Here is an 11960-nt window from a genome sequence, read left to right on the forward strand (position 1 = left end):
GGCGACTCTTGCCAAGGTCATCCAAGCATCCTCCATTCTCGTACGTCGTACGAGAATGGAGGAGGGGAATGATGACATCACGCACGCCCGACGCCGTAGCCAGGCCAGCCTGGGTGCCACCCGCCGGAAAACCGCCGCTTTCCTCGCGGATGATGAGGGCGACCTGGCGAGGTCTGCCGGCGAAACGGCATGAGAGGCCGGTTGGGAGCCGGGACTGTTGGTGCCGGCCGCCGACGGCAGCCCGTTGATCACTGACCACTACTTTCCGCGAGCCCAGGGCGACTTCCCCACCCTGCTGGTCCGCTCGCCCCATGGCCGAGGGCTGCCGTGGTCACCCCAGTACGGCCTGCTCTTCGCCGAACAGGGCTTCCACGTGATCCTGCAGAGCTGCCGCGGCACCGGAGGTTCGGGCGGCATGTTCGATCTGTGGCGCAACGAGGCCGCCGACGGCCAGGCCACGGTGTCCTGGCTGCGCGAGCAACGCTGGTTCAATGGAACACTGGGGACCGTCGGCCCCAGTTACCTGGGCTACGTGCAATGGGCCCTCGCTCTGGACCCACCGCCAGAACTCAAGGCAATGGTGGTGCAAGTAGGGCTGCACGATCCCTACGCCCTGTTCCACGCAGACGGTGCGCTGCGCCTGGAGAACGCCCTCGCCGTGGGCGTGGGCATGAATTACCAGCACCAGGGCATGGCACCGTTCCTCAAGGCGACCCTGCGTCTACAGCGCCGCCTGCGCGACGTCACCAGCGCGCAGCCCCTGCGTGGGGCGTACGTGTCGGCCCTCGGCAGCGAACTGCCTTGGTTGGACGACGTGATGACACACCCGGACGCCAAGGACGCCTACTGGCGCGGCGCGTCGTTGGCGGAGTCGGCGGAGAGGCTCCGTGTGCCCACGGCTCTGATCACCGGATGGCACGACGTACTGGTCGACCAGACCTTCGAGCAGTACGACCGGCTGCGCCAGACCGGATGTGAGACCGCCCTGCTCGTCGGTCCCTGGACCCACACTTCCGCCCTGCAACAGGGATGGCCCGAGGTGTTCGCCGAAAGCCTCGCGTGGCTGCGCGCCCACCTGTACGCCGATCCCTCCGGCCTGCGTCCCACCGCAGTGCGCGTGCACATCGGCGGCGAAAACGCCTGGCGGGACGTCGACGACTGGCCGCCAGCCGCAACTGCCACCTCGTGGTACCCCATCCCCGGCGGGCATCTCACCCAGCACGCCCCACCAGACTCCGCACCCGTGACGGCGATCCGCTACGACCCGGCCGACCCCACACCCTCCCTCGGCGGCCCACTGCTCTCCCGCACCGCCGGCCCCCGGAACAACGCCACCCTGGAGGCCCGAGACGACGTCCTGACATTCACCGGCCCACCACTGACCGAGCCCATGGACATCCTGGGCCCGGTCTCCGCACGGCTGAGCATCTCCACGGACACCGGACACGCCGATGTCTTCACCCGCCTGTGCGACGCAGACCCGCAAGGCCGTTCCGTCAACATCTGTGACGGGTTCAGCCGACTCCGGACGGCCGAACAGGCGCCCTCGCAGGTCTCCGTGCCGATGAGCTCCATCGCCCACCGCTTCCCCGTCGGCCATCGCATACGTTGGCAGATCAGCGGAGGCGCCCACCCACGCTACGCCCGCAACCCCGGCACCGGTGAGTCGCCGGTCGACGCCATCACCTTCACGCCGGTGCGCATCACGCTCCACGCGGATTCGGCATTGGTACTTCCCAGCAGCTCTGGTCTCGCGTAATTCGTCAGTCATCCGGGGAACGGCCGACGAGCCGGGCCGTCCGGCCCGGCTCACTCCTCCACGCCCTCTTCGCCGTCCAGGTCAACCAAGTCAGGGTTTCGCAGCAGCCACCCGGGGCCGCGATTCACTTCGACACGCTGAACTTGACAGAGAAGTCGTCGCTGACCGTCGGTGGAGCGCTCGGTCAGCTCGCCGAGGTCGAGCCCGGCCGAGGAGTGATCACCCTCGGCGTTCAGGACGACGGCGCGGACGTCCGCGCCCGGCTTCCCGGAAGAACCCCTCGAAGCTCAGCACGGTGGCGTCGTCGAGGGCATTGCGCCTGGTCGGGCGACGGAGCGTCAGGATCGCCACGTCGTCACGGTGTTCGATGGAAGGCGGGCTCAAGGGAAGGCTCCTCGACCATCAGGAATCTGTACTACGTCAATTGCGTTGTCTTACGCTGCGGGGATGAACGAACGCGTAGTGCCCGAGCCCCAGCGGCGCCGTCGGCGGCCGACCAAGCAGGGAGTGGTGCTCTCCCACGAACTGATCGTCGACACGGCGCTGCGGCTGGTCGAGCAGCACGGTGCGGTGGCGCTCACCGTCCGCCGGCTCGGCACCGCGCTGGGTGCCGATCCCAGCGCGGTCTATCGCTACTTCCACAGCACCGACGATCTGCTGCTCGCCATCGCCGAGGAACTGATCGCCCGCGCCCAGGACGGCTGGCAGGCCACCGGGGACTGGCGGGCCGACCTGCGGGAGATCGGCCTGCGGATCCACGCCGGCTACCGGGCCCACCCGCAGGCCGCGCTGCTCGCCGCCCACCGCACCACCGGGCGCACCCACGAGATCGCCGCCGTCGAGGCGATCCTCGGCATCCTGCGCACCGCTGGGTTCCCCGACCCGGAGGCGGTGCGGATCTACCACGCGTTCGTGGACCAGAGCCTCGGATTCGCGGTGCTGGACGCCGCCGTGCTCGCCCTGCCGGCCGCGGCGCAGTCGGCGGACCAGCGGGTCTGGCACGCCGCCTACGCCAGGCTCGACGCCGGGGCCCACCCGCACATCGCCGCCACCGCGCACCTGCTCGCCGCCGACATGGGGCGCAGCGCCTACCCGTTCGCGCTGGACCTGCTGCTGGACGCCGCCGAGGCCCGGCTGGCGGCGGCGCGCTGAGCGGTGCGCGCCGCCACTGGCTCGGGGCCGCGGGTGGGATCAGTCGGCGGCGTGGACCAGTTCGCCGCCGACGTACGTCCGCAGCACCCGGGCCGCGGCGATCTCCTCGGGCGGGCAGGTGAGGATGTCGCGGTCGAGGACGACCAGGTCGGCCAACTGCCCAGGGGCGAACACGCCGGCGTCGTCGTGGCCGTTCACGAACGCCGACCCAGCCGTGTAGGCGGCGATCGCGGAGGCGAGGTCGAGCCGCTGCTCGGGCAGCAGGACCCGGTCGTCGTCGGCGTCGGGCCGGCGCCGGTTGACGGCCACGTGCAGGCCGGCCAGCGGGTCCGGGCTGCTCACCGGCCAGTCGCTGCCCGCCGCCAGCGTGGCGCCTGCCCGCAGGAGCGCGCCGAACGGGTACTGCCAGGCGGCGCGCTCCGGGCCGAGGAACGGGATGGTCAGCTCGTCCATCTGCGGCTCGTGGGCCGCCCACAGCGGCTGGATGTTGGCGACGGCGCCGAGCCTGGCGAAGCGCGGCACGTCGTCCGGGTGGACCACCTGGAGGTGCGCGAGGTGGTGGCGAGTGTCGCGCCACCCGTTGGCGGCGCGGGCTGCCTCGACCGCGTCCAGCGCCTCGCGAACCGCCCGGTCGCCGAGCGCGTGGAAGTGCACCTGGAAGCCCAGCGCGTCGAGTTCGCTGACGTGGCCGCGCAGGGCGAGCGGATCGACGAAGCTGAGGCCGGAGTTGGCGGTGGCGCACCCGCAGCCGTCCAGGTAGGGGCTGGTCATGGCGGCGGTGAAGTTCTCCGCGATGCCGTCCAGCATGATCTTCACCGAGCCGGCCCGGAACCTGCCGTGCGTCAACTCCGCCCGACGCTCGACGAGTTCGGGGATCTGTTCGGCGCCCCGGTCGCGCTCCCACCAGAGAGCGCCGGTCACCCGGGCGGTCAGCGCGCCGGAGCGGGCGGCGGCCAGGTACGCGTCGGAGGGGTCGGGCATGCCGTTGAACTCGCCGAGCAGGGCGTCCTGCCAGCCGGTGATGCCGAGCGAGTGCAGCAGCCGCTGTGCGCGCAGCAGCCCGTCGAGGCGGTCGGCGGGGGTGACGGGCGGGATCAGCCGGGCGACCAGGGCGGTGGCGCCTTCCTGGAGCATGCCGCTGGGGGCGCCGTCCGGCTCCCGTTCGATCCGTCCGTCGGCCGGGTCGGGGGTGTCGCGGTCGAGGCCCGCGAGCTCCAGGGCCCGGGTGTTGGCCCAGGCGCCGTGGTGGTCGCGGTTGGTGAGGTAGACCGGGCGGTCGGGGACAGCGGTGTCGAGCAGGTGCCGGGTCGGCAGTCCGCCGTCGAAGCTCTCCAACGACCAGCCGCTGCCGGTGATCCACTCCTGGTCGGGGTGGGCCTCGGCGTAGGCGCGGATCCGTGCCAGGCAGTCGGCGGCGCCGACGGTGCAGGTGAGGTCGCAGGCGGCCAGCTCGGTGCCGCCGCCCACGGCGTGGATGTGCGCGTCCTGGAAACCGGGGAGCAGCAGCTTTCCGGCAAGGTCGACGACCTCGGTGCCCGCACCGATCAGTTCGCGGACCTCGTCGTGGCCGACGGCGGTGATCCGCCCACCGGTCACGGCCAGGGCGCTCGCGCGGGTGCGGGCGGCGTCGCCGGTGTGCACGGGTCCTCGGGTGAAGACCAGGTCGGCCTTGGTCATGGGTGGTGCTCCGTTCTCGGGTAGTACGGGGTGGTGCGAGGCGCCCGCGACTAGCGGATGTCGCCGAGGAAGTACGGTGAGTGGCGCCGCCAGCGGGCCCAGGCCGCCGCCGGCAGACCGCTGATGATCATCAGGATCACCACGGAGAGTTCGAACCAGCCGTTGTCGGCGGCGAGTTCGAAATGGTCGGCGGAGTCGTAGAAGGTCCAGGCGAGGTAGGCGCCGACGGCGAGCAGCGCCGCGGCGCCGAGCAGCGGACCGACCACCGCGCGCAGGCCCTCCAGCAGGCTGGTGCGCAGCAGGTGACGGAAGCGGACGGCGGCGGCGACGGCGGTGAGCGCGTAGTACAGCGCGACGATGACGCCGATCGCGTTGACGGCGGCGGAGATGAGGTCGTTGACGGTCGGGATGGCGACCGCGCACAGCGCCAGGGCGACCGCGACGCCGGTGATCAGCAGGGTGCCCGCGGAGGGCGTCCGGTGGCGGGGATGCAGGCGGGTCCAGACGGGGCCGAGCACGCCGTCGCGGCCCATCGCGTACAGGCCGCGGGCGGTCGGGATCACCGAGGACTGGAGCGAGGCCACCGCGGAGAACATCAGCGCGATCAGCGGCAGCGCGGCCAGCGGCTGCGAGGCCAGCCGGGCCCCGAAGTAGGTCAGTCCGTGCGCGCCGTTGTCCGCCAACTCGTCCAGCGGCAGCACCCGTTGGAAGGCGGTGCCGGCGAGCAGGAACAGCAGCAGCATCACCACCAGGGCGACCGTCCCGGCCCGGGAGGCGTCGCGCGGGTCGCGGACCTCCTCGCCGACGCTGAACACCGACTCGAAGCCCCAGTAGCAGAACACCGCGAGCACCATGCCCTGAGCCAGCGCCTCCAGGGACGGGATCGCGATGGGGTTGTACCACTGGAGCGAGAACGGCTGGTCGCCGGCGAACAGCCCGTACCCGCAGAAGCCCAGCAGCACGGCGTACTCGAAGACCAGCAGCGCCTTCTGGAGCCGCGCGGCCAGGTCGAGCCCGCGTACCGCGACCAGCGCGGCACCGACCAGGAGGGCCAGGCCGATCAGCGTGCACTGGACGGTCGAGTCGGCGTCCAGCCGCAGGCCGGCGACGCTGTGCAGGTGCACCAGGTCGAGGAGTTGGACGATCGACGAGCCGGTGACGGTCGTGGTGTACGCCATGAACACCACCGTGCCGACGGTGTTCACCCAGCCGGTGAGGAAACCGAGCCAGGGGTTGAGCGTGCGGCCCACCCAGCGGTAGCTGCTGCCGGCGTCCGGCTCGGCGGTGTTCAGCCGGCCGTAGCCGCCGGCAATGGCGAGCACGGGGAGGAACGCCAGCAGCATGATCGCGGGCAGGTGCAGCCCGACGACCCCGGCCATCAGGCCCAGGCCGATTCCGATGCTGCTGGTCGCGGCGGTACTGGAGGCGGCGATCGCCACGCCGTCGAGGAGGCCGAGGGACCGGTGCATGGAGTGCTGGGGGTCGCTCGCGCCGGTTCTCGGACCGCTGCCCGTGGCCTTCTGCGTCGATGCCAAGGGATCACCGCCTTGGGAGTGTGGGGTGGGGAAGTGCGAGCCATGAAACCGGCCGGGCCGAAACACGTCAATGCTGTTGTCATAAGGGTGCGACGGCGACCGCCCGGGAGTCCGGACCGCGGGTTCCCCCGGGCGTCGGGTCAGCCCCGGGGCCCGACAGCCGGCGTGGAGCCGGGAGAGTGGGAGATACCCCGCGTGCCGTTGCAGTACGAACGGGCCGCCCTCGCCGGAGCTGCGGTCCGCGAGAAGCTCCGCTCCACCGTCGCCACACGCGGCCGGGTGTACGACGTCGCCCGGCACCAGCAGGCGGCGATGCCCGAGCAACTGCTCGCGCCCGAGCCGGCCGACCCCGAGCACGACGACCAGCAGCAGGAGCCCGGCCGCCAGGGAGCGGTCGGCCTGACGGCGCTGCGGGCCCTGCGGGAATCCCGCACGGACGTGGAAGCCCTCGACCTCACAGCCGAGCGGCTACGTCACCTCGGGGACGCCTTCACCGCAGCGGCCGACCGGGCCCGCGCCACGATGGACCGCTACGCCCACCGCGACGACGCCGACAGACCGCACCCGGCGCGTGAGAACGACCAGCAGGCGCACCGCCCGCAGGAGCCCAGACCGCACCGCGGCCGGGAGGCCGGCCACTGAGTGGACTCGATGCGCGCACCCGATGTGGTGCATCGCCCCGGCGGCACTGACGATGCACCGCATCCACTCCACTCGGTGGGACCACCAGCCGGAAGTGGAGGACACCGTGGCGGAAGACGTTCACGGCCTGTCCAGCACGATCGTTGGTGAAGGTGTCCGGCAGCCCGGCAAGCAGTTCGCAGTCGCGCTTGCCGGTAGCCGCGTCAGCCACGGCCTTGAGGGACAGAGCGTCGAATTCTGCGGCGGACGAGGAGGCGTCGAGTGCGACGGCGTGGGCGGCCAGGGCAGCGAAGATCTTGATCATCCGCTCGCCTGCCGCCGTGTCGATGCCTCGGGAGCTCGGTGTCTCGCGGCGGCGAGCCTGCCGCCATGGTTCCTGGTCCACCAGCGGCAGCAGGACACGGCCCAGATGCCCGCATCGGCGCCGCAGCATGTCGTGGTCGGAGGTCACGGTCGATCCTCTCTACGGCGACTGGAAGGCCCGGGGCCGACCAACTCGGCGACCACCAGGCCCTCCAACTTCCCACTACGCGCAGGGCACGTATCCCGGCCACCGTGCAGCGTCTGCTGGGCAAGAAGGCCGGCCGGCTCGCCGCCGACCGCGCCCGCGGCATCGACCCCCGCCCCGTCGTCCCCCGGAACCTGCCGGCCTCCGCCGCCGTCGGTCACCGCTTCACGAGCCACACCCTCGACGGCGCCGTCGTCCGGGCCACCCTGCTCGACCTCGTCGTCCAGCTCGGCCTCCACCTGCGCCGCCGCGGCCAGGCCGCCCGCGCGATCACCCTGACCCTGCGCTTCGCGGGTGGCACCACGTGGGAGAAGACCCGCCTGACCGAACCCTCCGCCCACGAAGACGACCTGCGCACCGTCGCCTACCAGCTGATGGACGCCGCCGCCCTGCAACGCGCCCGCATGACCGGGATCGTGCTGAAAGGCGAGGACCTCATCGACGCCGGCCAGGTCGCCGAGCAGATCAGCCTCGACGCCGCACGGGAGTCCCGGCTCGCCGCCGAGCAGGCCATGGACCGCATACGGAAGAAGTCCGGACCCGACTCCATCGGGCCGGCCACCGTCGTGCCCCTGCGCCGGGCCTCATGACCGCTCTCCAGAACCTGGTCGCAGGACCCGAAAGCCGCTGCGGCCCGGAGCCCGTACGCCCCCACCGCGACCTTGTCACGTCCGGCCACGGTGGCAGCGATGCCGCGCGACGGTGATGCATCCGGCGCGGCAGGTACCGGGGAACGGCTGGTAAGGGTTCGGGACGAAGTGCCCGTTCGAGCGCCTGCCCTTACGAGGGATACGACAGGCAGTGCGCTCCCGGGCCCGCAGCGCGGCGGCGTCGGCGGGCCCGGTCCTCACCCTGCGCACCAAGCGGGCCGTCGCCACCCCGCCCCCGTCATCCCCGAGGGCAAGCTCCGCCACCAGGTCGGCGAGTACGGCCGACACCCGCGTCAGCTATTCGGCCGACGAGTCCTCTTGACCGTGCCGCACGGCCTTCTTCACGGCCTGCTCCAGCTCATACCGGTTGCTCCCGGTGGCTTCGCCGTGGGCAGTGACGGCAGCCTGCACCTTCTCGGACGCCCCGCGCCAGCGGCGCCACTGGGCGTCGTACGCCCTACCGGTCAGACCAGCGCGCTTGGCGCGTTCTTCCTCTGCGGACCGCTCCAGCGTGAGCAACTCATCGGGGAAGTGGATCACAGCATGGATCCTTAAGCGGCCCGCTGCGCGCGTCGACGATCGGACGTCTCCCCGATCTGGAGTCGCTGCGTGCCGCGGCCTCGGCCACTGCCGTGGGTGCGGTGCTGGTGACCCGGGCGACCTGCGTGCCGCCGTCAGTGCGGCGGCTCCGTCAGGCGCGGCACGTCGGAGGGGGACAGGTCTGGGCGGGCGCGATGCCAGCGCGCGGGTTGGCGCCACCGGCCGGCGGCATCACGGGCGACATCGACGCCGGCCTCCACCACCAGCTCCGGTTCCACCAGCGTGACGTTCAGCCGCTCCCGGCTGCCCCACTCGGCGGAGAACGACCAGCCCGTCCATGATGCCCGCGCCGCCCGGCCGCGAGCAGGCCCGCGACCGCAGCGCCTGCCGTCCGGGCGAGAGCGGTGGCGCGGCCGACGTACTGGAAGCAGCCTTCGTCGTCGTACCGCCCGAGCGGCAACGTCCGCGGCGGTCAGGGAGCCGGTGACCGCGCCGACGATTGCCTCACTCGTCTCGCGGACCTACTGGTGAAGATTCAGTTTCTCAAGCCTGCGCAATTCGTGCACGAAACAGGATAAAGACCTCCGTCGTCGAAGGGGCAGCGGTTATGGGTGCCAGCGTTATAGCGGAGACATTTTGGGCACTGGTGAGCGCCGGGGCAGCCGACGAGGAGGGTCCGGTCATGCGGGAGTCGTCGCAGGGCGTTACGGTCGTGGCTCTCCTGGCGGATCCGGACGCGCCGACGGAGATCGCGCAGCATTTGGTCCGGGTACTCCCTGCTCGGCTCGCCGGCACGTCAGGACAGGAGCGGCGGTTCGACGTCGAGGTGGTCAGTGAGCCCTTCACCGCAGGGACCGAGGATCTGTGCACGTTGACGCGCCGGATCGTTGACCGCGGGCGTGCGGAAAGCTGGGACATCGTCGTGGCCCTCACCGACCTTCCGCTGCACTCACACGGGCGCAAGCTCGTGGTGGATCTGAGTCACGAACACGGCTTGGCGCTGCTGTCGCTTCCGTCGCTGGGGGGCCTGCGTTTTAAGAGAAGGGCCCTGCGGGCGGTGGAAGAGGCCGTTCTCAGCTTGGCGAGTCCGTCAGCCGCTGGGGCTGAAGAGCCTCCTCGGCGTCAGCCACTGGGACGTTTCGCCAGTCGTCTTGCGCCGATTCACCCGGGCCAGATCGATGAGGGGGAGACCGCTGACCTCCGGTACGTCGTCAGCGGGCCGCGCGGTTACCTGAGGGTGCTCGGCGGCATGGTCCGCGCCAACCAGCCGTGGCGGTTGGTGCCGGGTCTGTCGAAAGCCCTGGCGGCCGCACTCGCCACGGGGGCGGTCGCCACCGTGAACTCCACCCTCTGGAGCCTGTCCGAGGCTCTGAGTACGCCGCGCCTCGTGATCGCCATGGTCGGGTCCGTCGCGCTCATGATCGGCTGGCTGATCGTGGACGCGCACCTGTGGCATCGATCAACAGAGGCCTCACCGGAGGCCAGGAAGAGGGCGGCTCTCTACAACGCGTCCACGGTCGTGACCGTCGGCATCGGAGTGCTCGTCTGCTACGCGGGTTTATTGGTCATCAACCTGCTGTGTTCGCTCTTCATCCTCAACGACCGCGTCTTCGCCTCCATGACACGAACCCCGCTGCACGCCACGGAGTACTGGACGCTGTCCTGGTTCGTCGCTTCGATCGCCACGGTGGGCGGCGCGCTGGGATCGGGTTTGGAGAGCGACGAGGCGATCCGAGCAGCCGCTTATTCCAAGCGCGAACAAGAACGTCGGCGGATGCTCGAGGACGACGGTGAGTAGCTGGTGACCAGACTCGGAGATGCGTCCTTGATCGGTGGCCGTCCGGTACCAAAAAATCGGCTGATCGATCGGTGAAGTTCGTTTCGCGTCGGAGGCCGACGGGGACCCGCACCGCACGCCGTCGGAGCGCCGAAGCTCCGCCTGGCGGGCCGACGGCCCGAACCACCGTTCCACCTGATCCGGGTGAACGGCCCGCAGAAGCGTGCCGGAGCCACGGACCCCGCCATAGCAACTTCCGAGAGTCAGGCTCGTCGCGCCGTCTCATCATCGCCGTGCCGCGGTCGGCCGTGGCACCGAGAGAAGACATCATGAAAGCAGCGGTATACGAAGGACCGCGAACGGTCACCGTGAGGGACGTACCGGACGCGAAGATCGAACACCCCTGCGACATCATCGTCAAGATCACCTCCACCAACATCTGCGGTTCGGACCTGCACATGTACGAGGGCCGCACCTCGTTCGAGTCCGGCCGCACCCTGGGACACGAGAACCTGGGCCAGGTCGTGGAGGTCGGCTCGGCCGTCCGCAAGGTCCAGGTCGGCGAGTACGTGGTCCTGCCCTTCAACATCGCCTGTGGCTTCTGCAAGCAGTGCGAGCAGGGCCTGACCAACTACTGCCTGACCATGCAGCCGGAACCGGCCCTCGCAGGAGCCGCCTACGGATTCGCCGACATGGGCCCCTACCAGGGCGGCCAGGCGGAGCTGCTGCGCGTGCCCTACGGCGACTTCAACGCCCTGCGCCTGGGCGAGGACGCCGCCGAGCGGCAGACCGACTACGTGATGCTCGCCGACATCTTCCCCACCGGCTATCACGCCACCGAGATGGCCCACGTCAAACCGGGCGATCAGACCATCGTCTTCGGGGCCGGTCCCGTCGGGCTGATGGCGACCTACTCCGCCCTCCTCAAGGGCGCCGGCCGCGTCTGGACGGCCGACCACCAGCCCGACCGGCTGCGCAAGGCGGAGGAGATCGGGGCCATCCCGATCAACACAGCCGAGCAGAACCCGGCGGACGTCGTCAAGGAGGCTACCCTCGGTCTGGGCGCCGACAACGGCTGCGAATGCGTCGGCTACCAGGCACACGACCCCCAGGGACACGAGGACGCCAGCCTCACGCTCAACGGACTGATCGACTCGGTCAGGTTCACGGGCAACATCGGCGTGGTGGGCGTTTTCCTGCCCCAGGACCCCGGCGGCAGGGAAGCTCAGGGCGAGCTGGAGGCCCAGGGCAAGGTTCCGATCGACTTCGGGATGATGTGGTTCAAGGGCCAGCACATGGGGACCGGGCAGGCTCCGGTGAAGAAGTACAACCGGGCGCTGCGGGACCTGATCGCCGGCGGGAAGGCGAAGCCGAGCTTCGTGGTCTCCCACGAGCTCAGCCTGGACGAGGCCCCCACCGCCTACGAGCACTTCGATGCCCGTGACGAGGGGTGGACCAAGGTGGTCCTGCATCCCAACGGACACGGCAACGGCCACAAGCGGTAAAGGATCCAGGGCCGCTGGCCGCCTGCTCTCCAGGACCGGCCGGCCGACAAGTGGCGCCGCGCCCCGGCTTCGGCCGGGGCTGGACAGGCCGTCGTCGCCTACCCTCCTGGTATACCTGGCAGCGCGACCCCGTTCGGCCCTAGGTGTATTGACCCGCAGCGTTGTTCACACGGCTGATGGGTGGCTGGCCTGCGAGTGCGGTGTGGCAGCGGTGG

8 protein-coding genes and 1 pseudogene are annotated in these 11960 nt (G+C 70.7%); 6 read left to right on the top strand and 3 right to left on the bottom strand.

Translation table 11 applies throughout. The features are described from left to right. The first annotated feature begins 71 nt into the window (after window positions 1–71). Window positions 72–1759 (top strand): annotated as a pseudogene (locus tag IE294_RS41145) (CocE/NonD family hydrolase). A gap of 447 nt (window positions 1760–2206) precedes the next feature. Next, a complete protein-coding gene (locus tag IE294_RS41150; RefSeq protein ID WP_189894499.1) occupies window positions 2207–2911 on the top strand; it encodes a TetR/AcrR family transcriptional regulator in 705 nt (234 codons plus the stop codon). Window positions 2912–2950: 39 nt separating this feature from the next. Here IE294_RS41150 and IE294_RS41155 read toward each other — a convergent pair whose 3' ends face one another. Both IE294_RS41155 and IE294_RS41160 read right to left on the bottom strand, forming a co-directional pair. Next, window positions 2951–4588 (bottom strand): amidohydrolase, encoded by a 1638-nt coding sequence (locus IE294_RS41155; protein ID WP_189894500.1) that lies wholly within the window; start codon window positions 4586–4588, stop codon window positions 2951–2953. A gap of 50 nt (window positions 4589–4638) precedes the next feature. Next, window positions 4639–6057 (bottom strand): APC family permease, encoded by a 1419-nt coding sequence (locus tag IE294_RS41160; RefSeq protein ID WP_189894506.1) that lies wholly within the window; start codon window positions 6055–6057, stop codon window positions 4639–4641. Between the two features lie 261 nt (window positions 6058–6318). Here IE294_RS41160 and IE294_RS41165 point away from each other — a divergent pair, with 261 nt between their 5' ends. After that, complete coding sequence (locus IE294_RS41165; protein WP_229917881.1) at window positions 6319–6765, top strand: hypothetical protein; 447 nt, start codon at window positions 6319–6321, stop codon at window positions 6763–6765. A 555-nt stretch (window positions 6766–7320) separates the two neighbouring features. Next, a complete protein-coding gene (locus IE294_RS41170) occupies window positions 7321–7863 on the top strand; it encodes a DinB/UmuC family translesion DNA polymerase (protein ID WP_373315940.1) in 543 nt (180 codons plus the stop codon). A 357-nt stretch (window positions 7864–8220) separates the two neighbouring features. Here IE294_RS41170 and IE294_RS41175 read toward each other — a convergent pair whose 3' ends face one another. Then, window positions 8221–8463 carry a hypothetical protein gene (locus IE294_RS41175; RefSeq protein ID WP_229917883.1) on the bottom strand — a complete coding sequence of 81 codons (243 nt, stop codon included), beginning with the start codon at window positions 8461–8463 and terminating at the stop codon, window positions 8221–8223. A gap of 682 nt (window positions 8464–9145) precedes the next feature. On the opposite strand from IE294_RS41175, the gene IE294_RS41180 reads away from it, so the two are divergent. Next, entirely contained in the window at window positions 9146–10261 is a 1116-nt protein-coding gene (locus tag IE294_RS41180; protein ID WP_189894501.1) for a hypothetical protein, read from the top strand. A 308-nt stretch (window positions 10262–10569) separates the two neighbouring features. Next, a complete protein-coding gene (locus IE294_RS41185) occupies window positions 10570–11745 on the top strand; it encodes a glutathione-independent formaldehyde dehydrogenase (protein ID WP_189894502.1) in 1176 nt (391 codons plus the stop codon). The last annotated feature ends 215 nt before the right edge of the window (window positions 11746–11960 follow it).

It is taken from the genome of Streptomyces canarius (genome assembly GCF_014650735.1).
Classification (GTDB): Bacteria; Actinomycetota; Actinomycetes; order Streptomycetales; family Streptomycetaceae; genus Streptomyces; species Streptomyces olivaceoviridis.

Bases quoted from the DNA above. Each gene is read 5' to 3' on its own strand.
- IE294_RS41150 (WP_189894499.1), top strand. From the start codon at position 2,207: ATGAACGAACGCGTAGTGCCCGAGCCCCAGCGGCGCCGTCGGCGGCCG.
- IE294_RS41155 (WP_189894500.1), bottom strand. From the start codon at position 4,588: ATGACCAAGGCCGACCTGGTCTTCACCCGAGGACCCGTGCACACCGGC.
- IE294_RS41160 (WP_189894506.1), bottom strand. From the start codon at position 6,057: ATGCACCGGTCCCTCGGCCTCCTCGACGGCGTGGCGATCGCCGCCTCC.
- IE294_RS41180 (WP_189894501.1), top strand. From the start codon at position 9,146: ATGCGGGAGTCGTCGCAGGGCGTTACGGTCGTGGCTCTCCTGGCGGAT.
- IE294_RS41185 (WP_189894502.1), top strand. From the start codon at position 10,570: ATGAAAGCAGCGGTATACGAAGGACCGCGAACGGTCACCGTGAGGGAC.